This is a genomic window from Sphingobium sp. TB-6, assembly GCF_012927365.1.
In the GTDB taxonomy this organism is placed as follows: domain Bacteria; phylum Pseudomonadota; class Alphaproteobacteria; order Sphingomonadales; family Sphingomonadaceae; genus Sphingobium.
This window is the reverse complement of sequence record NZ_JABBGL010000019.1, coordinates 1-22,459: the sequence shown is the minus strand read 5'-3', so window position 1 is coordinate 22,459 and position 22,459 is coordinate 1. Positions and strand designations below refer to the sequence as shown.

24 protein-coding genes are annotated in these 22,459 nt (G+C 58.9%); 19 read left to right on the top strand and 5 right to left on the bottom strand.

Translation table 11 applies throughout. From position 1 onward, the window contains the following. Positions 1 to 13 precede the first annotated feature (13 nt). Together HHL26_RS19510 and HHL26_RS19505 are read left to right on the top strand one after the other, a co-directional pair. Positions 14 to 316: a hypothetical protein gene (locus HHL26_RS19510; protein ID WP_240962522.1), complete on the top strand. Its 303-nt coding sequence runs from the start codon at positions 14 to 16 to the stop codon at positions 314 to 316. Between the two features lie 21 nt (positions 317 to 337). Further along, a complete protein-coding gene (locus HHL26_RS19505; RefSeq protein ID WP_206377541.1) occupies positions 338 to 946 on the top strand; it encodes a hypothetical protein in 609 nt (202 codons plus the stop codon). A gap of 416 nt (positions 947 to 1,362) precedes the next feature. On the opposite strand, the gene HHL26_RS19500 is transcribed toward HHL26_RS19505, so the two are convergent. After that, positions 1,363 to 1,716, bottom strand: a complete 354-nt coding sequence (locus HHL26_RS19500; protein WP_169576566.1) for a DUF4186 domain-containing protein — start codon at positions 1,714 to 1,716, stop codon at positions 1,363 to 1,365. A 154-nt stretch (positions 1,717 to 1,870) separates the two neighbouring features. Continuing rightward, on the bottom strand, positions 1,871 to 2,215 hold the full coding sequence (locus HHL26_RS19495) for an HU family DNA-binding protein (RefSeq protein ID WP_277349424.1): 345 nt from the start codon (positions 2,213 to 2,215) through the stop codon (positions 1,871 to 1,873). Positions 2,216 to 2,399: 184 nt separating this feature from the next. Here HHL26_RS19495 and HHL26_RS19490 point away from each other — a divergent pair, with 184 nt between their 5' ends. From HHL26_RS19490 to HHL26_RS19465, 6 genes are all read left to right on the top strand, one after another. After that, the gene (locus HHL26_RS19490; RefSeq protein WP_169576562.1) at positions 2,400 to 3,203 is read left to right on the top strand and encodes a fructosamine kinase family protein; all 804 of its coding nucleotides are present in this window, start codon (positions 2,400 to 2,402) and stop codon (positions 3,201 to 3,203) included. 222 nt (positions 3,204 to 3,425) lie between these two features. Next, complete coding sequence (locus tag HHL26_RS19485; protein WP_169576560.1) at positions 3,426 to 3,638, top strand: hypothetical protein; 213 nt, start codon at positions 3,426 to 3,428, stop codon at positions 3,636 to 3,638. 326 nt (positions 3,639 to 3,964) lie between these two features. Beyond that, entirely contained in the window at positions 3,965 to 4,426 is a 462-nt protein-coding gene (locus HHL26_RS19480) for a DUF736 domain-containing protein (RefSeq protein ID WP_169576559.1), read from the top strand. Positions 4,427 to 4,520: 94 nt separating this feature from the next. Next, positions 4,521 to 5,531: a DUF2493 domain-containing protein gene (locus HHL26_RS19475; protein WP_169576557.1), complete on the top strand. Its 1,011-nt coding sequence runs from the start codon at positions 4,521 to 4,523 to the stop codon at positions 5,529 to 5,531. 11 nt (positions 5,532 to 5,542) lie between these two features. After that, a complete protein-coding gene (locus tag HHL26_RS19470) occupies positions 5,543 to 5,758 on the top strand; it encodes a DUF6117 family protein (protein WP_169576556.1) in 216 nt (71 codons plus the stop codon). A 487-nt stretch (positions 5,759 to 6,245) separates the two neighbouring features. Further along, complete coding sequence (locus HHL26_RS19465; protein WP_240962521.1) at positions 6,246 to 7,184, top strand: DUF2493 domain-containing protein; 939 nt, start codon at positions 6,246 to 6,248, stop codon at positions 7,182 to 7,184. A 147-nt stretch (positions 7,185 to 7,331) separates the two neighbouring features. Here HHL26_RS19465 and HHL26_RS19460 read toward each other — a convergent pair whose 3' ends face one another. Further along, on the bottom strand, positions 7,332 to 7,667 hold the full coding sequence (locus HHL26_RS19460) for a hypothetical protein (protein WP_240962520.1): 336 nt from the start codon (positions 7,665 to 7,667) through the stop codon (positions 7,332 to 7,334). Between the two features lie 417 nt (positions 7,668 to 8,084). Here HHL26_RS19460 and HHL26_RS19455 point away from each other — a divergent pair, with 417 nt between their 5' ends. From HHL26_RS19455 to HHL26_RS24630, 6 genes are all read left to right on the top strand, one after another. Next, positions 8,085 to 8,432 (top strand): hypothetical protein, encoded by a 348-nt coding sequence (locus tag HHL26_RS19455; protein ID WP_169576553.1) that lies wholly within the window; start codon positions 8,085 to 8,087, stop codon positions 8,430 to 8,432. A 471-nt stretch (positions 8,433 to 8,903) separates the two neighbouring features. Continuing rightward, positions 8,904 to 9,206 (top strand): hypothetical protein, encoded by a 303-nt coding sequence (locus HHL26_RS19450; RefSeq protein ID WP_169576552.1) that lies wholly within the window; start codon positions 8,904 to 8,906, stop codon positions 9,204 to 9,206. Beyond that, positions 9,203 to 11,212: a type IV secretion system DNA-binding domain-containing protein gene (locus tag HHL26_RS19445; protein ID WP_169576550.1), complete on the top strand. Its 2,010-nt coding sequence runs from the start codon at positions 9,203 to 9,205 to the stop codon at positions 11,210 to 11,212. The genes HHL26_RS19450 and HHL26_RS19445 overlap by 4 nt, the downstream gene beginning before the upstream one ends. Beyond that, entirely contained in the window at positions 11,209 to 14,145 is a 2,937-nt protein-coding gene (gene mobF / locus HHL26_RS19440) for a MobF family relaxase (protein WP_169576548.1), read from the top strand. The genes HHL26_RS19445 and mobF overlap by 4 nt, the downstream gene beginning before the upstream one ends. A gap of 13 nt (positions 14,146 to 14,158) precedes the next feature. Continuing rightward, positions 14,159 to 14,665: a lytic transglycosylase domain-containing protein gene (locus tag HHL26_RS19435; RefSeq protein ID WP_346765604.1), complete on the top strand. Its 507-nt coding sequence runs from the start codon at positions 14,159 to 14,161 to the stop codon at positions 14,663 to 14,665. Next, positions 14,646 to 15,008 (top strand): helix-turn-helix domain-containing protein, encoded by a 363-nt coding sequence (locus tag HHL26_RS24630; RefSeq protein WP_346765603.1) that lies wholly within the window; start codon positions 14,646 to 14,648, stop codon positions 15,006 to 15,008. Before HHL26_RS19435 ends, HHL26_RS24630 begins: the two co-directional genes overlap by 20 nt. An 82-nt stretch (positions 15,009 to 15,090) precedes the next feature. Here the strand turns inward: HHL26_RS24630 and HHL26_RS19425 are convergent, their stop codons facing one another. After that, positions 15,091 to 15,282, bottom strand: a complete 192-nt coding sequence (locus tag HHL26_RS19425; RefSeq protein ID WP_169576546.1) for a hypothetical protein — start codon at positions 15,280 to 15,282, stop codon at positions 15,091 to 15,093. Positions 15,283 to 15,661: 379 nt separating this feature from the next. Between HHL26_RS19425 and HHL26_RS19420 the strand changes: the two genes are divergently transcribed. After that, the gene (locus HHL26_RS19420) at positions 15,662 to 15,952 is read left to right on the top strand and encodes a type II toxin-antitoxin system ParD family antitoxin (RefSeq protein ID WP_169576544.1); all 291 of its coding nucleotides are present in this window, start codon (positions 15,662 to 15,664) and stop codon (positions 15,950 to 15,952) included. Continuing rightward, complete coding sequence (locus tag HHL26_RS19415) at positions 15,953 to 16,321, top strand: type II toxin-antitoxin system RelE/ParE family toxin (protein ID WP_169576542.1); 369 nt, start codon at positions 15,953 to 15,955, stop codon at positions 16,319 to 16,321. A 183-nt stretch (positions 16,322 to 16,504) separates the two neighbouring features. On the opposite strand, the gene HHL26_RS19410 is transcribed toward HHL26_RS19415, so the two are convergent. After that, positions 16,505 to 17,779 (bottom strand): site-specific integrase, encoded by a 1,275-nt coding sequence (locus HHL26_RS19410; protein ID WP_169576540.1) that lies wholly within the window; start codon positions 17,777 to 17,779, stop codon positions 16,505 to 16,507. A 332-nt stretch (positions 17,780 to 18,111) separates the two neighbouring features. On the opposite strand from HHL26_RS19410, the gene HHL26_RS19405 reads away from it, so the two are divergent. The 3 genes from HHL26_RS19405 to drt3b all read left to right on the top strand — a co-directional run bounded on the left by HHL26_RS19405 (position 18,112) and on the right by drt3b (position 22,361). Further along, positions 18,112 to 19,932, top strand: coding sequence for a tyrosine-type recombinase/integrase (locus HHL26_RS19405; RefSeq protein WP_066555449.1), 1,821 nt, complete (start codon positions 18,112 to 18,114; stop codon positions 19,930 to 19,932). Positions 19,933 to 20,179: 247 nt separating this feature from the next. Then, on the top strand, positions 20,180 to 21,415 hold the full coding sequence (gene drt3a / locus HHL26_RS19400) for an antiviral reverse transcriptase Drt3a (RefSeq protein ID WP_066555451.1): 1,236 nt from the start codon (positions 20,180 to 20,182) through the stop codon (positions 21,413 to 21,415). Further along, on the top strand, positions 21,408 to 22,361 hold the full coding sequence (gene drt3b, locus HHL26_RS19395; RefSeq protein WP_169576538.1) for an antiviral reverse transcriptase Drt3b: 954 nt from the start codon (positions 21,408 to 21,410) through the stop codon (positions 22,359 to 22,361). Before drt3a ends, drt3b begins: the two co-directional genes overlap by 8 nt. The last annotated feature ends 98 nt before the right edge of the window (positions 22,362 to 22,459 follow it).

The following is a 22,459-nucleotide window of genomic DNA, read 5'->3' as shown; positions in this document are numbered from 1 at the left end:
AAGGAGCGATCCCATGTCGAACATCATTCCCGACGATCCGCTCGTCGAACGCTTTAATGCCCGCCTTTTGCAGCTCAATTCCTCGGCCCGGGTGGCGCTCACCAGAATCGCCGGGCACGCGGACATGCTGGAGCTTCGCGATGACGAGGAGAATTTCCTCGAATTCATCCCGGCCGAAGCATCGCCCGAAATGACCGCCATTGCGTTTCGCCTTTACGCCCGAGGTCTCAATCGGGGCGTACGGGCGGGGGAGGACGCGGCCTGGGCCAAGCTCCGCTATCTGATCGGGGCTGCGACGGCCGCCAATCTTATCTGATTGATCGGAAAGAACATCGCCATGGCCGAGACCTATTTCTCTGCGAGCTTTGCCTTCTCTTGCACCAATGCTGAAATGGCCTTGTTGGAGGAAGCCTTCAGCGTGTCCGAAGACCTGAATTGCAAAATGGAACCTCCTTCGCCGAGTCCTGAGTTCCTCAACGCCTTCCCACCAACGCAGGGCGGGGATCAATGGAGCGGCTTCCTTGCCCTGTTCGACGATCCGAATTTCCCGATGCTCGGCGCAGATTTGAGCGGAGGGAACAGCGCGAACGAGCCGGCCATATCGACGGTGCTGATTTCGGGGACGACCGACTTCCAGCCCTGGGCCATCGCCGAACTCATACGACGATGCTGCCAGGCCTCGCTTGGCCTGGCGCCGATCGGCTTTGAATGGGCGGTCACCTGTTCGCGGGCACGACCCGGGGAATTCGGCGGAGGACGTTGCGCGATATTTGCCGATCGCGTCGATATCCAGTCTACCGGCGAGGCCTTGAACCATGCCTTGGCAGCCGGAACGCCTAGCCGACGGCGCCCTACGCCTGATCCTGTGGACTGTCCCGAGTGGGCCAGAGCTTGCTCATCAATGCACCTGAATTCTTCCGCGACTCGGCTTTCCAGCAGTGGCTGAACAATCCGAGCCCCAAATTCACGTGGCATCATAATGGGGACCCGGATGAATGGTCGGACGTGGTCGTCCTGGTCGATCCGAGTCTCAGCGGAGAGGGGAGCGACTCGGACATGCCCGAGCACATCTGGTGCCGAATCGTTGAAGAGTGCCGGCTTCATCTTGGCTCCGGCCTCGGGGGCTCAGACCACTATATGGTCCGCCTGACCAACCTGGAAATTTGATGAGTCATCGGGCGCGGGCACCGGCGCCGACAATATCCTCCATGCCCAGAAATATGACGGGGATCACCCTTTATCGGTATGACGCGCATGCTCGCGAGTGGTAGAAAGTCGCTGCGACCCGAAGGCTCTTCGCCATATGGCTGACGAGACTTCCACTGGCCCGGTCATCTGTCGGGTGGCCGGGCCATTTTTCTGTCAGGGGCGCCGATGACTGAGCCAGCGCTGGATGACCATCGCGACATAAATCTGCTCTTCGTCGCTCAGCTTCTGACCGGCAGCGATCCCATGCCATTTTGACAGGCAGCTTCGGCAACATGTCGCGGTCGCATGTTGGGCGACGAACACCGGATGGCCGCGCATCGGTGTCTGCTTGCCGTCATTGAGGGGCAAGGCGGGGGCAAGCCGCTGCCCAATAAAATCACTCGCATGAGCGAGGAGCGTATCGAGACCCCGTTGGGCGAGATACGCCTCTTCCCTCGCATTCAAGCGGAAACGGGACCGGAACGCGGATCTTGCGAGTCGAGCAAACAGGGGATCGAGGTCGTCCATGCGGCCGGGATATAAGGTGGTGCCGCCGAATTGCACGTCCCGCGGGACCTTCTGGTTTCAGTTTTCGGACGATGCTGGACGCTGTGGCGATGCCCGTTGGCTGCGCGCAAAGGCGAAAGGCGCCCCGCAATCATGCTGCGGAGCGCCAGGTCGATCAGCCGTTCAACTGATCCTTGACGGCCTTGGCCGGCGTGAAGGTCAGCTTCTTCGACGCTGCGATCTGGATCGTCGCGCCGGTCGAAGGATTGCGACCCTCGCGTGCTGCCTGGTCCTTGATCTTGAACTTGCCGAAGCCGTTCAGCGAAATCTCATCGCCCTGCGCTGCGGCACCGGCAATCTTCGCGAAGACGGCATCGACCAGCTTGCGGGCGTCGGCCTTGGTGACGCCATGGTCGGCAGCCAATGCATCGGCCAGATCGCTATTATTCATGGGATATCCTTCTAAGAATCGAGGAGCCCGCAATAGCGTCGCCAACCTAGGGGCAACAACCTCTTTCATGACTGGCTTGCAGGCGCATCGTCCCATACTCATGGGGAGGAGGCGAGCACTTGCCGGGCAGGCTCCTGTCCGAACCGCTGGACAGTGGTAAGACTTCGCCCCAAGGGAGTCGCGATGTTCAGCCTTCAGCCCTGTCCTCTAGCAGATATTCGTTCGCGTCCCCGACTATCGCTGGAGGCGGGGCGTGACCTTCACGCGCACCCGCGCGAGCCAGCTCCTTTCGAGAAAGATCCTGCGGGCAGAACCCATCGCCGGGGGAGACCTGTCGGCGGTCAAGCGGCTGTTCGCCGCTGACGGCGGGACCGTCATTGCCAAGGAGACGCCGCTTGCCTCTGCCGAGGCGGAAATGCTTGCAGCTTTAAGCGATACTGGAGCGCCGGCACCGGCCGTACTCGCGGTCGACCATGATCTCCTCCTTCTCCAGGACATGCCGGTCGGTGGAAGGCTGGCGCGCTCTTGGGTCGACCTTGCCCATGTGCTGGACCATCTCCATGGTGCCTCGGGTTCGGCCTATGGCTGGCATCGAGACTATGCCTTTGGACGCATGCCGATTTCCAACGCCGAATCGCGACATTGGCCCAGTTTCTGGGGCGATTATCGGCTTCGTTGCCATCTCCCCTTCCTCGATCAAGGACTCGCTGCGCGGGTTTCTACCCTTGCGGACCGTCTGGGTGATCTTCTCCCGGCGCACCCGCCAGCAGCGCTACTCCACGGTGATCTCTGGGGCGGCAATATTCTTGTCGAGCATGATCGCATAACGGCCCTGATCGATCCGGCCTGCTACTATGGCGACCGCGAGGTCGACTTTGCCATGCTGAGCCTCTTCGACGGACCTCCGGCTGTCTTCTATGACGCCTGCGCTCTTTCGCCCGGATGGGAAGCACGTCAGCCCATCTATCGGCTTTGGCCTTTGCTGGTCCATCTGCGTCTCTTTGGTGACAGTTACCGGCAACAGGTCATGGAAATGCTGTACGCTTGTGGCGTCTAAGGCGGTTCAGCCTCAATCGTCCGGAGGAATATAATCCGGGTAAAATCTGCTTTCCCACTCGGGATGGCGCTGCGCCTTTATCCGCTGTCGCTTCGGGCAGGGCAGGATCCGATCCAGTCGCACCGCTCCGCCGACAGATATTCTCTCGCCCTGCGAAAGGAGTCGAACGGGGATACGGACAGGTTTATGAAGCACAGGGCATCCGGGGCAGAGGAGTGCTTCATGGCTGAATTCCAAGGACGTGACCTGCATCTGGTCAAAAAGGCCCTGTGCATCGGTATTCTCGCGATCGAAAGCCAGGATGGCGGGCCTTTCAAAGCCGAGTCGGATCTGACCGACATGAAGGCGTTGGTGGACGACCTGATCCCTGGCGGCGTCGAACTTGGTCACTATATGCGCTCAGCGCATATTGCTCTTTCCGGCAGACCTGACTGACAGCCACCACTTCGTTCGGATAGACAAGGCTCGCAAGGCCTCCGCTTGGATTCTGCGGCGCGTTCGCAGTTGATCTTCTTTCCCCCTCTGCATTGTCGCGCGCGACGGCCGCCTTGCCGGCCTCAATCTCTCTGAATTTCGCAGGCTGCGATTCGGTTTCTTATCACGCGTTTCAGCGCGGGGCCGGAAGGGGCGGCATGGGGGCGAGGGTGTGCCCTGATGAGAAGGCAGCGTGTGGGGCCAGGGCAGGGACCAGAGAGGAAGAGGATTTTGGAAGGTGTCGCTTTCGAATGGTCGAGAGCGCTATCATCCAAGGAGTTGAAGTCATGAATATCGGTGAAATCAAGCCCGTGAACGGTCGTCTTCAGGGGCATATCGCCACGCGCACCATCGATCTGCCGAAGGTCGGTCTGCGCCCGGTGCAGAGCATGCATGAGCGCGCACCCGTGTTCGAGGTCGTTGCGCTCAATGTCGGTCGCCGCTGGGTGCAGGTCGGCGCCCTTTGGGAAGCGACCGCCAACAAGACCGGTGAGAGCTTCCTGCAAGGGTCGATCGACGATCCGAGCCTCGCCGAACCGCTCCCAATCGCGCTCTTCGGCACCGATGCCGAAGGCTACCGCGTTGCCTGGCGTCGCCGCGAAATGCGTGATGACTTCGGCGGCGCGCGGCAAAATGCGGGACGGCCGACCGGCGTCGATGGCGCTGGCGGGGGCTTTGGTGAAAGCACGGCCGGTGCCGATGGCTCGCTCATGACGCAGTCGGACCTCGACGACGAGATCCCTTACTGACGAGTTCGATCGGATAAACGGGGCCGGGGGAGCGCGATGCTTCCCCGGCCTTTTTGCGTCCTTCCTCTTCCCATCATCATGAAAGGAACGTGCCATGGCCACTGCCATCCGCGCGAGCGTCGACCGTTTCGCTGACCTTCCCACCCTTTATGCCCAGATGACCGCCACTCCGGAATTTCGTGCCGCCTTCGGCGAGCCGCTCACGGTCTCAATCGTCGAACCGGGCGACGAACCGGGGGAGCATCAGATGCCTGAGCCCTTCGCTGCCCAGGCAGAATGTGGAGGCGTCATCGCTACCATCTTCGATCTCTTTGCTGGCACCCGCCTCGAACCGCTCACCGCGGACATTGCGTGGGGGATCGTCAACAGCTTCCATTTTGTCGCCGGGAAACTGGAACGCCAGGAAGATGCCATCGCAAAGGAAGTCGGCAAACTTGCCCGCAATCCTGACGTGAGCGAAGTCTATACGAAGGAACTGGAGGAGAAGCAGCTCCTCTGTCAGTCGGTCGCCGAGCAGCGCGAGGCGATCGAATGCATGCGCGACTATGCCGCCGAAATGTATCGCGCCCAGTCGGGATGGCCCTGGTCGCCCGCGCGCGGGACACGGGCGTCGTCAGCTTCGAGCGCAAGCCAGATCGCGGCCATCGATTTCCTCCGAGCCCGCAAGCTCGCAACGCGCGAAAAGCATATGCCGGAGGGACCGATCGTGGTCGTCACCGGACCCTCCCAATGGCATGATTGGAAGCTGATCTGGGATCGGCTCGACGCTATCAAGGTCCGCGTGCCGCACATGACGCTCGTCACCACCGGCCAGAGGCGCGGTGTCGACCAGATCGCGGCAGCATGGGCCGCGCGTCCCGAAAATCGGATCCCGGTCGTCGTCTACGGCCTCTACGGATCGGGCCGCAAAACGGCCTTCACCCGCAATCGGAAGATTCTCGAACTGGCGCCAGTTGAGGCGGTCCTGTGTGAAGGCTCGGGCATCCAGGCGAACCTCTATCAGCTGCTGCGTCAAGCAGGCATCCCGATCCATGCCTTCCGCAAGGCTGACCAGTCGACAGACGAAGTGGCGATGGCGCTCAGCCGCCGGCGCCGTGTTCATTGAGGGAGGCCGTCATGGCGATCCCCGACTATCTCAGGGGCAATTTCAACACGCTTTTGCGCGCGGCGGCCGACGGAAATCTGGCGCTGATGGAATGCAAGGATGCAGCGACCGGAGAACCCCGATATGTCCTTTGCGCCGTCGGCAGGAAGGGCGGCGATTATATCATGACGCCCTTTGGCCACCTGGCCGAAGGCAACCCCTATGACGCCTATATGCCGCCATTGTGACGGGCAGCAGCATGCCGAGCAAACGACAAGGGATCGACCGCCGATGCGCGGTCGGTCCTTTTTTCGTTCCCCAATCCAGGGAGGACCCTCATCGCTCATGCACTCCACGCCGCCACGGGGTTCGAGACGGCTGCAACAGGCGCATGGTGGGCGGATCAAAGCGAGCGCTGCGGGGCGAGATTTCCACAGCGAGAGCGATCGCTTGGGGCACGCATTTGCGAATCGGAGGCGTCGAGCCTCCGAGTCGCAAGCCACCTTCTCTCTCTCAACATCTCTGATCGTGGCACGGTACCGCAGCGGCCTCAAGGACGGCGGGGCCCCACCATTTTCTTTGGCGGGGCGGTCGTGGTGCGCTGACGCTTGATAGGTACGCCGCCAAAGAAAATCGTGACCCCCACCGCCGCTGCGCGGTCGCTGCGCGATCCTTGACCCCGCAGCTCGGAGCCCGTGCAGGGAGGAGAGCCTCTTGATGAAGAAGGAGGTTACGATGACTGACATGACGAGCCGTGAAGCAGCGCTGGACCGTTTCGCCGACGCCTTTGTCGAAACGACTGATCGCTATCGCATCGTCCCGGGAGACGAGGTGAGTGAAGCGCCGATGCCCGACGCCGACGCGGTTGCACAGGCAACGGAAATGGTCGTACGCACGCTGTTCGATGTCCTGCGCGACACGCGGCTCGAGGGGATAGCCGACCAGATCGCCTGGGGCATCGTTCACAGTTTTCACAGGGTGGCAAGCCAACTCGAAAGGCAGGCCGACGGGGCAGCGCAAAGCGTCCAGCGCCTCATCGCGCAGGCCGACGGCAGCGAGATCGGGGCGGTCGAGCTTGAGGAAGCGCAGATGCTCTGCCACTCACTCGACGAGACCCAGGATGCCGTCGCCTGCATGCGGGACTATGCCGCCGAGACCTACCGCGCGGAGACCGGCAAGGCCTGGTCGTCACCGCGCGCAACCCAGGTCTCGTCGAAGCGCACGGCCTCGGTCATCGCGGCCACCGATTTCCTTGCCGCCCGTCGCAAACGCCAGATCGACCTGAAGGCACCGCACGGGCCGGTCGTGATCTTTTCGGGAGGTCAGACCTGGGAGGATCACCGCCTGCTCTATCGCACACTGGACGGCATCCGGGCGCGAATTCCCACGATGATCCTCGCGACGACAGCGCAGGACAAGGGATGCGATGCGATAGCGACCGCATGGGCGGCGCGCAGCGGTTGCAAGGTGATAGCGTTCGACCTCAACCGCAGGCTTGGAAGGCGGGCCGGCTTTGCCCGCAACGAGCAGCTGGTCGGATTGAACCCGGTCGAAGCAGTGGTCTGCGAGGGGTCGGGCCTTCAGAGCCATCTTGCCCGTGAGGTACGAAAGCATGGCATCCCGGCGCACTTCATAACGATCGCAGACCAGCATCAGGCGCGGTCAACGCGGTAGAACAAAGGCCCGAGTGAAAATGGGCGGCAGAGCGTCTGGCTCCGCCGCCCATTCTTTCGCCTCGAGGGAGAGGATCGGCGCGCTCAGGGACGCAGACACAGGGCGCGTCGCGCCTTGGGTCCGCGCCCGTCGCGCGCCGATGCAGGCTCAGCCAGGCTGAACCTGGCCAGCTGCGCGCGGCTCCGCCGTGCTCGCTGCTGGGACAACCCTTCGGGTTGGCTTGGGCGCGGGAGGACCGTTGCCTCGCTCGGCAACCAGTGCCCGCAACGCATCCATCGCCCTCTCTCCCCCGACCCGGATCGCGTGATCGACTATATCGCGAAAGGCACGTTCACTGAGTTGCTCGACGGGAAGATCTTCCACCATCAAGGCATATTTGCCGCGCAAAGCGCGGCGGGCGCCCAGAACCTCCTGCGCGAGTTTCCGCTCCCGCGCCTCCAGCTCTGCAAGCCGTTCCCGGTCTGTCATCTTTGGCACTACCATAGCTCCTTTAAAGCAATGGTCTGCCCGCAGGGGCGAATGTTGCCCGAATTCACCCCGGTTGCAATAGGCGCATTACGCGCGGACCAAGGCCAGCGCCCAGGGGTGAGATTCGCAGAGCGAGAGGGATCACTTGGGGCACGCATTTGCGAATCGGAGGCATCGAGCCTCCGATTCGCAAGCCTCCTTCTCTCTCTCAAGAATTTCGATCGTGCCACGGGGACAGCGCCGGCCTCAAGGACGGCGGGGCCCCACCATTTTCTTTGGCGGGGCGGTCGTGGCGCGCCGACGCTTGATAGGTGCGCCGCCAAAGAAAATCGTGACCCCCACCGCCGCTACGCGGTCGCTTCGCGATCCTTGACCCCGTCGCTTGGAGCCCGTGCCCAGCAGGACACCTCTTTCAACTTAGAGGAGGAAATCATGCAGACTGAACCCGACTTCGACCGCATCGTGCACAGCCACGAGCCGCATTATTTCGCCGCTCAGGCGCGCGGCTTCGCACTCATCGAGGAGATCCAATATTACCTCGATGAAGCGCAATCCTACGCCGGGCGGTACAAAGGCTATATCGACCACGAGACCCTCGATCTCGTCATCACCGGGGAATATGATGCCGAGTATGAGGATGCGATGGACGATGCTCGCGATGCAGCGCGAATGGTCGCGCGCTCGAACGGATATCACACGCTGCGCGCGCTCGAACGAACGGATGAGGCCGCCCGGCTCGTCTATGAAGAGCATGCGAAACTGAGCGCGCAGACGCGATGATCAGTTCAATTCGGGAGGTCGGGCGTCCGCCTGGCCTCCCTCCTTTCTTGATCGCTCAGAATGGCTCTCTTCCATCGGGCAGTCGCAATGGCCATGGGACATTCGTCGCGCAAAAATGCCCCGCGCCTACCGGCACGAGGGAACGCAGCGCGCGCGGCGCTGCGCAGGAAAATACTCACGGCCACCGGCCGTATTGTAATGCACCGTACGCACGGGTGCTGCGGGTGCGAATCGCGAGGATTTCTGCGGCTTTCAGTGATGCATTCCGGTCAGCCGCACTGGCACTGATTGACGCCGGGCGGCACGGATTGGCAGTCATTTCCCAGATTGGACTGGCTAACCTCTTGATCAACCTTGGCACTATTTGGCTGCCGCCCAAATTTGCACATAATCGTTTGAGATCAGCCCGTTACTGCCGTATAAGGATCAAGCTTCATCACTGCGGTCAGACGTCGAACAGGAGTTCGGCGCTTGCCCAGGGTCACCATCAGGTTCAAGGACGCGCTCTATGAGCGCCTCGTTGTCGGCGCGCGCGCCTCCGACACGACCGTCCCCGACTATGTTCGCGACATCCTCAATCGGTTCGAGGGCATGGATGCTCGTGGCTATCATGGTCGCTTCGACGAGGTTCACGCGACCCTTATCCAGGTCTTCGCCATCCTGGCCGCCTCGGTCGGAACCCGCCGCCCCGATATCCTCCAAAAAGGGATGGCCGATGCCCGCGTGCTCCTTCTGGAACGGGGCCTCATTGATCCTGAAGAGGGTGGGCGATGAGCATATTCCGCAACGACACTCTCGGGTCGTGGACTCGGGGTGGGCAGGCCATCGTCCACAATGTCCGCATGACCACCCAGGTCTTCTTTCAGACCATGCTGGCGGGCCTCGTCATTTGGATCGGCGGCATGGTCTGGTATGTGCTGGAGAAATCCAGCGACTATGAGCGCTTCGTCGCGGTCAAGATTGCTGAAGCCACCTTGAAGAGCGATGTGCCAGGAGGTGCGCCACTCCTGTTTCGGACGCCGTCGGGCCGTCAATATTGGACCAGCTCGAACGCATTGCTGGCATCGCCAATCGCCAAAAAGACGATGCAGGCGATGGAGCATCACCTTCTTTATGGCGCTGGGCTTTCCGGCGGCTTCGCGCTTCTGATGCTGGTCTGGGCATGGTTCTATTTCACCCGGACGGGGCGGGGACTTGGCTCCAACCAGTTCCTGCGCGGCGCCCGATTCGGGACCGCACGGCAGCTTCGGCGTCTCCTTTGGCGGACGAGAAAAGGGAGCTTCTCGATCGGGGGGGTGCCGGTGCCCGACGCTTTCGAGGCGGAACATATTCTGATCTGTGGTGCGCCGGGGACCGGCAAGACGAACATCATTCTCAAGATGCTGGCCGGCATGAGACGCGAGCGAAAACGCGCCATCGTCTATGACACGGCCGGGACCTTCGTTGAAAAATTCTACAGGCCCGGACACGATATTTTGCTCAACCCGCTCGATGCGCGGGCGGACTGCTGGTCGCCCTGGGTCGATGTCCCGAGGGACTATCATTATGACCAGATCGCGGAATCGACGATCCCTGAAAAAGGTGGCGATCCCTTCTGGGCGAAGGCGGCGCGTGGAACACTGGTGGCGGTATTCCGTAAGCTCGCGCGCAGCGATCGCATGCTGGTCTCCACGCTCCTCGACACGATCTTGCGGAGTCCTCTGAAGAACCTGGCGGCCTTTGCCGAGGGTACCGATGCGGCCGCCTTCATCTCCATGGAAGGGGACCGGACTTCGGCGGGCATTCGCGCCGAACTCGCCTCCGTCATGCGGAGTTTCTCCTATCTCGACGACACCGCCGACGGCTTCTCGATCCGTGACTGGGTCGCCAATGAGGAGGACGATAGCTGGCTCTTCATTACCGTGAAGGCCGACCAGTTGCCTTCGCTCAGACCCCTGGTGACGGTCTGGCTCGACATCGCGATCAGCGCGATCATGAGCCTTCCACCCGACCGCAAGCGGCGCCTCTATTGCGTCATCGACGAGCTTCCGACCCTCCAGAAACTGCCGTCCCTGAGCGACTTTCTGGCCCGTGCCCGCAAATATGGTGGGTGCGGTATATTGGGGTTCCAGTCCTACCCCCAACTGGAGGCGACCTACGGTATCCAGGACGCCGCCGCCATCACCGGCTATTGCTCGACCTGGGTGGCGCTGCGCGCGAACGACACTCCCACCGCCAAGCATGTTTCCGAAAATCTCGGGCAGGTGGAGCAGGTGGAGGCGAATGAAGGCATGTCCTACGGCGTCAACGACATGCGCGATGGCGTCAATCTTTCGCGCATGCAGGTGACCCGGCCGCTGGTCATGCATACCGAGGTGACCAATCTCCCGAACCTTGCCGGCTTCCTGCGTTTCGGCCGGAACCTGCCGGTCGTGCGCTTTGCCGACCGATATAACGCGCTCCCAACAATCGAACCGGCATTTGCTGAGAAGATGACACCGCCGGTGCGGTTCGTTGTAAGCCCGCCCGAGGGTGGGAAGCTGGATGGGCGACGATCCCATCGCCCGACCAAGCAGAAAGGCGAGACCGAACCTCAACTGTCCCTTGAGGCATCAACGCCGCAGAAAGCTGATGCGGAAAATATGGTCGACCCTACGCCGCAGCCGTCAGATCGTGACCGTGAGGAGACTGCCGTTGAACCTCCAGCCGGTCCGCCTCCACTGCTCGGGCCAACCAGCGGCTTTCGCCTGCAGCAACATGGTCGAGCATCGGGCGACCGAGACGAGGCGAGGCCAGCATGATGCATCCCCGTCGGCTTTCCGGATCGCCGGGAAACATCGCCCGCTACTATACGATCGGCGACTATTATACGAAGGGCGATGCCGAGAGTTCGGCCTGGGGTGGGAGCCTTGCAGGCGACCTCGGTCTTACTGGCGAGGTCGATGCCAAGACCCTGCGCGATCTGCTCTCTGGGAAAGTCGCTGGGCAGCAGCTTGGCCGTCATCGCGCCGACGGCATCGAGCATCATCCCGGATGGGATTTCGCGATCAGCGCGCCGAAATCGGTCTCGATCATGGCTCTTGCTGTCGGAGACGATCGCATCGTCCAGGCTCATGAGCGGGCCGTCGATGTCGCGCTCGCCTATCTTGAGGAGCATGCGCAGCTTCGCCGACGGGCTGGCAAAGAGATAGCCCATGAAACGACAGGAAGACTGCTCTGGGCACGGTTCACCGAGCATGCGAGTCGCGAGCTCGACCCACACCTCCACACCCATGTCGTCATTCTCAACATGACGAATCGGGAGGGGGACGAGCGCATCGTCAGCCTTGAAAGCCGCGCCATGTATGCCGAGCAGATGACCAGCGGCCAGATTTACCGGAACCAGCTTGCTCATGGTCTTCGTGAACTCGGCTATGAGATCAAATTTGATCCCCGCCGGGGACTCTTTGAGATTTCCGGGGTGCCCCGCAGCCTCATCAACGAAATGTCGCAGCGCGCCAAGCAGATTGATGACCATGCCCGCGAGCACGGCCTGACTGGTCAGGCCGAGCGCCGCAAATCCTTCTACGCGACTCGCGGCGCGAAAATGAAAGTGGGCCTCGAAGAGTTGCATGAGCAATGGCGCAAAAGGCTGCTCCCGCATGAGAAAGCGATCTCGTCGTTGCAGGAAAGGGTAGAGGAGGCGGGTGAGCGAGAAATAGTGATTGAACCTAGCGATGCTGCTCGGGCTGCCTTGTTTGGGATCAGGCAGCCGGAAGGGCGGGAAGCCGTCAACGCCCTCGGCCGACACTATAGGGCGGCTCTTGCTTCCCATGTTGGCGAAGTTCGATTTGCCGATGTCCGGCCTCTCGTCACGCATCATGAGGAGCGCCGGAAGCTCCTCGCGACTCGCGAGCAAACAGGCGATGACCTACTGAACCGGGGCCGCACCAGCCGGCGATCGGCCCGATTCGAACAGTCGCTCTCCCAGCATCTGGCATTGGGGTTTGGCGACTCGCGTCCCGTCACGACAGCCGATCGACTGCTCAAGACACTGGAAGGCGCAGGGCTTTCCCCGGAGCAGGAACAGGCCATGGTCCATATGGCGCTGTCCCATGATCGGATCACTGGCATCACCGGGGTCGCGGGATCAGGCAAATCAACGCTTGTCGGTTGGCTGAGGTCAGCGGCAGGGCCTGAGAAGACGTTTCTAGCTTTGGCTCCTACATCTTCCGCCGCGGCGGAATTGGGGGTCAAGGCAAAGATCAAGTCGCGAACCGTTGCCAGCTTGCTCGCAGGCGGCGGCCATGGCTTGGGTTCCGATCATGTGCTGGTCCTCGATGAAGCCGGACAGCTGGGAAATCGGCAAGCGATGCGGGTTCTTGAACTCAGCCGGGCGACCGGCGCGCGCTTGATCCTGATGGGAGACAATAAGCAGACCGGCGCGATCGAACAGGGGAAATCTTTCTGGCTCATGCAGAGGCTCGGCATGGCGACAGCCGACCTTACCGAAACCCGGCGCCAGGAAACGGAGGCGATGAAAGCCGCCGTGACGGCGGCGCGCGCAGCGGATTACGAGGCGTCCGTTGGCGCACTCGACAAGGTTGTAAGTGGAACGGACAGCGAGGAACTCGCCAAGGGACTCGTGGCCGAATGGACCCGCCTTAAGCCGAAGAGCCGCGCCTCGACCAATATTCTTGTGCTCGACAACGCCACACGCCTCATCGTCAACAGCCAGGTCCGCGAAACGCTGAAGCGCGAGGGGGTCATCGCCGCCGAAGATAGCAGGCTCTCGATCCTTACGCCGGCCGGTCACAGCGATCAGGAAAAGCGGCTAGCCCGCTTCTACTCCGGTGGCCAGGTCGTGCAGTTCAGCCGGGATCAGGCAGGAGCGGGACTCGCCCGGAATGGCGAATATCGCGTGATCGGAATCGGAAGGGATGCGCAGGGCCGACAATATGTTCGGCTGATCGACGAGCAGGGACAGGTCCATCGCTGGGACCCACGGACCAGCAAGGCCGCGCAGGTGAACGTGTTCGTCGAGGAGGCGAGAGAGCTTGCGGCGGGAGACCGCATCCAGTGGCGGCTCGTCTCCAAGGACCTCAAGCTCAAAAATGCGGAAAGGGGAACGGTCGAAAAGTTAGACGGCGATCACGCGACTGTGCGCTGGGACCGCAATGGCCGGCTACAGAAAATCGATCTGTCGCGTCACAAGACCTGGGATCATGGTTACGGCGAGACCGTCTATTCCTCGCAATCGAAGACCTATGACAGGGTCTACGTCCTTGCCCCTGTCGGCTCGCCGCTGGTCAATGGCCAGAATTATTATACGGCCATCACGCGCGCCCGCTTCGGCGTGAAGCTTTGGACTGAAGACCCGGAGAAGCTGATCGACAAGCTGGTACAGCGCTCGGGCGAGAAGACCTCTTCACTGGAAGGTCTCGGGCGGTTGGATCGGGATCACAACCGGGCATTGTCCGCGCGCCACGAAGAACGAATCGCGTACCTTCGAGACGAGCAAGAGCGTCATAGGCAGGTTCGCAGAGACCAGCAGCTGGAACGTCAACTCAATCGCCGTTCGCGAAGCAAGGGAGGGCTGGCCGAAAAGCTTGCCGAGAGAGCGCGCTCAGGTGTGGAGCGTCTGGACCGGCATCTCCAGTCCTTCCTGGCGCCTCGGGATGATCAATCCACAGAGCGAATCGAGCAAAAGCCAGCTGACCAGGAGCGGGAGGGCCAACATGGCATCGATCGCTAGGCGCAGCTTTGCCATGACCTCCATCTGCCTCGCCATGGTATCGTCAGAGGCAGCCATTGCTTCTGACGGACAACTTTCGTCCAACGGTGAGATAGAGATCGCTCGCTGCATTCGCCAAGCGGCGCGGGGGCAGACCTGGCTGGAGAAAACGCTCTGGGGCCTGCGAGACCAGGAGGGAGGATGGATCGGCGCTGAAATCCGGAACTCGGATGGAAGCCACGACCTTGGTCCGCTTCAGATCAACAGTTGGTGGGTAGCAAAGTTGGCGGAGATGCTTGCCCGACCACCTTCCCAGGTTCGCCGCTGGCTGCGCTACGATCCCTGTTTCAATGCTGAGGCGGCGCGGTGGATTTTCACATCCGCTTTGAACGCCACCGGCAATTATTGGAAAGCGGTCGGAATCTACCATAGCCCCACAGCGTGGCGGCAGCGCAAATACGCCTCCCTTGTCGCTTCGAAGCTTATCCGGCGATTCGGCGCAGAGGTATTCGGTCAGAAAGATGACCATGTCTCGCGCTGATGGTCGCGACGAATCGGGCGATCGGGCCCTGAACAGGTTGCTTCGGCGCCCGGTGAATGTTGCACTGTCCCCGCGAGCGCGCGGAGACGCACCCGCTCAGGTCGCTGACCCGGCACATAGGACTGGTCGAGCGGACCCTGCGCGGCAACGAGACATCACAATTCACCCGCTTTGCGTACGTATCCCGGTGGCCGTGCAGATGCTGGGCGTCTGCCGGACGAAGGTTTATCATCTGATTCAACGGGGCGAGTTGGAGACGGTCAAGATCGATGGCTCCACGCTCATCACCACACGTAGCCTGGAGGCGTTTGTCGACCGTCACGCGCGGATTCGCGGACAGTGACCTGACCCAAGAGTAAGCATGTCCGTTCCATCGCGAATCGGCCAATTTCGGCGATTCGGAGAATGAGTCCATGCTCGGTATCTCAAGCGGCTGCCCGCACATCCTCGTCCTGCATTTCGGATTTGACCTGACCGGAGAGCAGGTAGTTGGCCCAATCCGCCATCACTGTCTTACGTTTGTCGAAGGCGTCCTTTCGACGATCGGCCCGAACCGTTGAGTCACCGACCTGATGGGCAAGGGCATGCTCGATGACGGTTTCGGCGTGCTCGGTCATGTCTCCCATATAGTCGCGGAACGAACTGTGCATGCCGTGGACCGTGAAGACCCAGAGGCCCCCGTGACCGATCGCGAAGGCAGCGAAGGCAAGCCGTTGTCGGAGGCGGCTTGACCGGGCCCCGGCGTAACAGTGTATCGCTGCCGTGCGGCCTGCCTTCGATTGCCGAGTTTTGCTGAAAACCTGCGGAAATTCATAGTTCGCTCGGCTCCGAACCGTCCAAACTCCAGGGCTATTCTGCCTCATAGCCCGACTGACTGGGACCTTGGTACGGTGCAATTGGGCTGTAGGACCGACAGCTATGGCGAGTAAAAATCGCACCTATTGGCATAATCTGCCATAAGATGTTATGACCTCATCGCCGGAGGAGATACCGTAAATGCCGACTCGCAATGTGGTGCTGACCGACCATCAGACTGAACTCGTGGATTCGCTGGTTCGCTCTGGACGCTACCAGAACGCGAGCGAAGTCCTGCGTGAGGGGCTCCGCCTGGTCGAACGAAACGCTGCCGAAGACGCCGCAAGGCTCGATGCCTTGAAAAAGGCGGCGCAAACCGGGTGGGATGACCTCGATGCAGGCCGCTTTGTCGATGTTGAAGAGCATCAACTCGGCGAATTCATTGCGGGTTTGGGTCGGCAAGCGAAGAAGCGGGCGCGCGTGGCGCAATAAATGGCGCGCTATCGGCTGTCTGCCTCGGCGCAAGCCGACATCATCGACATATTGGAATGGACGCAGGCCCGCTTCGGCGACGCAGCGCGCGAGCGTTACGAAGTGCTGCTCGCAACCGCCATCCAGGATATCGCGGTCGAGCCTGATCGGCCTGGTGCGGTTGACCGTCCCGAATTGGGGAAAGATGCGCGCACCTGGCATCTGCGACTCAGTCGTGAGCGGGCACGGACCGACGTCGGGGCCGTCCGTCGTCCGCGCCATTTCATCCTCTTTCGAGCTACCAATCCCGATGTCCTGGAGATTGGACGCATCCTTTACGACGCAATGGAACTGGAGCGCTATCGCTTGCGCGAAGAGGACTGGAACTGACCGGCGCCATATTGAATCGCGGCAGTCCAGGGTCCACGCTCATCATCACACGTAGCCTGGAAGCGTTTGTCGACCGTCACGCGCGAATTCGCGGACAGTGACCTGACCCAAGAGTAAGCATGTCTGCTCCATTGGGAATCGGCCAATTTGGGCGATTCGGAGAACGAGTCCATGCTCTGTATCTCAAGCGGCTGCCCGCACATCCTCGTCCTGTACGTCGGATTTGACCTGATCGGAGAGCAGGTAGTTGGCCCAATCCGCCATCACTGTCTTACGTTTGTCGAAGGCGTCCTTTCGACGATAGGCCCGAACCGTCGAGTCACCGACCTGATGGGCAAGGGCATGCTCGATGACGGTTTCGGCGTGCTCGGTCATGTCTCCCATATAGTCGCGGAACGAACTGCGCATGCCGTGGACCGTGAAATGACCCAGATCCATCCGTCGCATGACCATCGTCATCGCCATTTGCGATAGCGGCTTTTCCGGCTTTTGGCCTGGGAAGACAAAATCGTCCGGATCGATGGTTTTCCCTGAGGTCATGGCCTTGAGGATGTCGGAAGCCGCATCGCTGAGCGGGATGCGATGCATAATACGCATCTTCATGCGCACCGCTGGTACCGTCCAGATTCCACTCTTCAGATCGACCTCTTTCCATTGCATGCCGAGCGTTTCACTCGTGCGGGTAGCGCAAAGAATCGTGAGTTCCAGCGCGCGAGCCGCTGGCGCCGGCCTCTCCTTCAACGCAGCGAAAAAAGCCGGCATGTCTTCATAAGATATGGCGGCGTAGTGGCCCTTCGACATGCGCCTCCGCTTGGGAAGGCGATGGATCAGATTGCCCTTCCAGCGCGCGGGATTTTCCCATGGGCTGGCGATATGCTTGCTTGCCTTGGCGGCATCAAGGATGGTCTCGATCCGACCGCGCACGCGCCCAGCCGTATCGGGAATCACATTCCATATCGGCTTGAGTACCTCCACCAGGTCGTCTTCGGTGATCGTGTCTACAGGTTTCTCCAGGATAGGTTTAACGTGCTTGGTCAGCGAATTGAGCCATTGCCAGCGGTGTTTTGCGTTGCTCCAGCCATCCTCATGCGCGGCAATATAGTCCTTGGCGCAGGCGAGAAATGTCGGGGTTAGGGCAGGGCTTTCGGATGCTTGCTCGACCGCGGCTTCCCTTCTCGCCTCCTCGGCGACTTCCATCCTCATTTTTAGAGGGTCGCCACCCTCTTTGATGATCTTTCTGGCTGCGTACGCCATTTCTCGGGCATCATTCAGTGTGAAATCACGAAAAGGTCCCAGACCAATCTCGCGCCGCTTCTTGTTGCGAACCCAGACGAATATCCATCGCTTTGTCAGATCGGCTTCGATCCGCAGCCACAGGCCACCTCCGTCGCCATACCAGCCTGGCTTTTTCAGGCCCTCAAGGCGCCTCGGGCTCAGTTTATGAATTGCTCTTCCCATCGTTTCCTCATGTCAGGCGCGTTGTCGGAGGAGCATTCTGAGCCACCTAATTTCCCACCTAATTTCCACCTAATTTTCCACCTAATTTCTGCATGAACATCGGTGAATGAATTTGGACGGCAGTGAACAATCCTGAACAACGAATATGAGAAAAACATAGCAAAAACATATGTTTATTGGAAGAAAAAACCGGACTTCATTGGCCTGCAAAAGCAGAGGGTTCGATCCCCCTCGGCTCCACCAATTTTCCCAAAACCTGCGGATTTCTGCCAATCGGCGGAAATCTGCGGCTTTTCTTGCCTCTTTGCTACACCAATGTGTAACACAGGGCCATGGAAGACATGCCAAAACCGCCATATGTCGTTGAACGGGCGGGCAGCCGAAATCTCTATTATCGCAGGCGCTTTCCCGATGACGTAGCCGCGCATCTGGGCCGGTCGGATTACAACAAGTCGCTGGGGGTGTCCGCGTGGAAAGACGCCGGAGAGCCTGCGCGCCAGCATGAGCGCAAATATCATCTCGCGGTTCAGGCCGCTGAACGTGAAATCCATGAGGGACATGAGCGGATCAGCCATTCTGCGGCGAGAGAGCAGGGGCTAATCGTCCCGTCGCGCATTTCCGCCCCGGCTCGGCCGACCGATCCCTCTCTGCCCTTGCTGACCAATTTGGATGCCCGGCGACTGGCGCGAGATTACCTGTTGGCGGCACGGTCGGAATTGGACGCCTTGCCTCCCGATGAGGCGATGGATGCCCAGCGCCGAGATGAATATATGATGGAGATCGAAGACCGCATCGCAATGTTTCGTTCTGCCGAAGACATCGGAACAATGCGGGTGGTGCAATCAATCGAAGCTGACCTGCTGAGCAAGGCTGGGATGCGTGCTGAGTTCCTATCGCCGGAAGCGCAGTTGCTGCGGCAACTGGTTCGCCGCGCCGCTTTGCAGATTGCCCAGATGGAGCGTCGCCACTTAGACGGGGACTATTCCAAGGGGTTTGATGATGCCGCGTTTCTGGAGCCTGTTGCAGCCTCCCCAGTCTATTCGCCATCACTGCCCGCGCGGAGCGGACCTACTTTCGGCGAAGTGCAGCAGGCATATCTGGACGCCCTCTTCCGCAAGGGGCAATCTGAGAAGACCAAAGATCGCTATCGCGCGGAAATGAAGCATATATTGGCGTTCTTTGGTTCGGATACCCGATTGGCGACGTTGACCAAGGCTGCCTGCGAGGGCTTCGCCGAAGTGATCGACAAACTGCCCCCCAATTTTGAGGATTTGATCCGAGGCGGAGCCGATCTTCGTTCAATCGCTGCCAGCCGATCCCCGAACAGCCCGGTGCTGTCGTATGCAACGCAAGAGAAATATTTGAGCCAGCTATCACGCTTCTGCGGCTGGGCAAGCGGCCATGACCATATCGCCAAAAACTATGCAGACGGGTTGATGCCTAATGGCAAGAAGCCCGACGGCTCTGTCGCGAAGATGCCATTCGAGGATGATGAGCTGCAACGCATCTTTCAGCGGCCCATATATAGCGGCTGCCGTAATGATCGCCACGGGTTCAGCGAACCGGGAGACGCCATTATCCGCCGTGCCCGCTATTGGGCACCCGTAATCGGCCTCTTTTCCGGCCTTCGCTGCGGCGAAATCTTGCAGCTAACGCCGTCGCACTTCCGCGTCTCCGAGACTGGCACACCTTTCATCGTTTTGACGAAGGACATGAAGCTGAAAAACAGGAACGCCGAGCGAGAAATTCCCGTTCATCCTGCGCTGGTGGAGATCGGTTTGCTGGACTGGGTAGAACGGCGGCGCAGTCGGGCGGAGGAAACCTTGTTCCCAGAGGTGCCGATTAACAAATATGGCGATGCAAGTTCCTGCTTCGCCAAATGGTATCGAAGTGACCTCCAGCATTTCGGATTGGGGGATAGACGACCACTGCTGTCGTTTCATTCATTTCGCCATACCTTCAAGCGCGCGTTGGACCGGGCCGATGTGCCGGAAGAGAAAAAGGATGAGTTGTGCGGTTGGACGCGGGGTAAGAAAATCGGGCGGCGCTATGGCAGCGGCCTCGACGCCGATGTCTTAGTAGACGCTGTCACGAACGTTTCTTACGACCTCGATCTCTCGCACTTGAAGCTTCACAGGCTGCTTCACGATTGATGACCTCCGCAAACACGAAAAACGCTTGCACCCGTTGCAAGCGTTTTTCGTCTCGCTCCGCCACACGGAGCTTCGATATCCCCCTATCAATTTGCCCGGTAGCGGTTTTGGAGCGCTTATAGATTTACCCTAAGAGGAAGGAAATCTGTTGCCTAGTGATCCGCGCAGCGCCAGTAAAAGCGAGTGCAGGGGACGGACAGGGAGAAGTCGCTTGCCCAAGGCTGGCGAGCGAGGGGCTATTCAGTAGATGCACGATCCGACGATACATCCGAAGTCGATTACACGGCAATTTAGATCGGCCGATTTCATAAAAGACCCAACCTTACTGACGCCGGATACCCTCAAGCAGGTAGTGAATGACGCGGTGAGGCTTGGCTGTTCTGGGTTCGACGGAGTTGCGATCAAATCATCCGATCTTCGCGGTAAGTCGATATATCAGATTGATGGGCTGGCTCCCCAATTAGTCCTCCGGCACATTACGAGTAATATCCGGCGGATTACCGGCGTTAAACAAGATGACAGACAGTTTATAGTGAACTGCATAAAAAAATTAGGGTCGGAAGGGACTAGCTTCCGAGTTTATAAATTCGATGTGAAGTCATTTTATGAGACTGTCCCCATCGACGATGTTTTGAAAATGCTTGAGAGAGACCTCGCATTTTCAGGACAGTCGGTGAGGGCGTTATCGTCTCTATTCGCTGATCTGGGGAAGTTAGGGGTTGCTGGTTTACCGCGCGGCATGGCGATTAGCGCAACTTTGTCAGAGTATCTGATGCGAAAATTTGACCGCATCGCCTCAAGCACGACCGGGGTCTGGTATTATTCGCGGTTTGTGGATGACATCATTATCATCACTGATGGTCGAGAGGATGAGCAGCCATTTAAAGTGCATATCGAAGCTGCGCTTCCAAAGGGGCTGAGGTTCAACGAAAAGTCACGTTGTTATGCCTTCGGGCAATTTAACGGCGCGAAGATGCCTTCGGATGAGCATAGCTTCGATTTTCTTGGTTATCACTTCGCTGTGAGCTGCGCGTTTCGTGGCAGCGATAATAAAATCCGGCGAGAAGTGAAGTTGGATTTGGCTCCGTCGAAAGTGAATAAAATAAAAACTCGGATAGCCAAGTCTCTAATACAGTATAAAGCTGATAATAATTTTGCCGATTTGCGAGACAGGGTTCGGCTTTTGACGAGTAATTTTAGCTTCGAAGATCGGGTAACTGGAGCTAAAAGAAATTCAGGTGTGTATTTTAATTACCCACTCATAACGGAACCCTCGTCAGGTGGTCTTAGGGCATTAGATAAATTCCTCCGAAACTCCATAATTTCATCAACTCCGAAAAATAAACTGTTCCCAGCCCTTGGGCCGGTTCAGGAAAAAGAGGTGATCCGATTGAGCTTCGTTCATGGTCACATAAAGAAGAGGTTTTTCTCTTTTGACCCAAAAAGATTAGCTCATCTGACTGGATGTTGGTTTTATGCGTAAATCAGTCATAGCAAAAGGCAACATTCACCCTAACGATCATGCTCGCGCTCTCGTGACTGACACGTTGCCCGGCGACGTGCCCATAGTAGTCTCGAACGATGGCTTTTATAAGAATATCAAGGCTATCCCTCATGCCAACGGTCATTATCAAGAATTTATTGACCGACTGCTCAAAAGGGCGCGGCCTTATACAATTCCGTATCGCTATAACATACTAAGACCAAACGGATCACCGAGGAAGTTGAGCCTGATGCATCCTTCCGGTCAAATAGAAGTGGCCAATTTCTATCGCGAATACGGAAATTTGATCGCCTATTTTTGTCGCAAGTCGGATGCTTCTATTCGTTCACCTCGAAAGGTGGGCAGCCTATTTTTTGTCAGAGGTCGCGGATCAGAAAAAAATAAGCTGAAAGGCGCAGGAATAGATACAACAAATCTAGAAAATACAGTCTCAAATCCGGCATCTTATTTTGCATATTCAGGGTATGATCGAATATACAAATTTTTCAATTCAACCGATTATATGCGGTTGGAAAAGAAATATGCCGTCATGTATTTCGCTGACATCTCTAAATGCTTCAACAGCATATACACCCATACATTATTCTGGGCCACGGCGGACGTTGCAACCGCCAAGGACAACACTTCTGTCGCAGGATTTAGTAACGCGTTCGATAAACTGATGCAGTCCGTAAATTATAATGAAACCAACGGGATTTGCGTGGGTGCGGAAGTTAGTCGTATTTTTGCTGAGCTAATTTTGAGCGAAGTAGACAAAAGAGCCATTGAGAACCTTAGAAAGGATAGCTTGAACTTTAAGATAAATTATGAATTTCGTCGATATGTTGATGACTTCATTATTTTCGCTGATGATGACGTTGTTGCTCAAAAGGTTATGTCATCTATCAAGATCGCTCTTAGAGGCTGTGTCAGAACGGTCTCGTAATGGTGGACGATCGGGTTTCGATATGATTCCGAGGGGTTGCGACACCAACCTTGGAAGCCATCATGTGGAACCCGACCGCCCGCGTGCATCATAGCCGC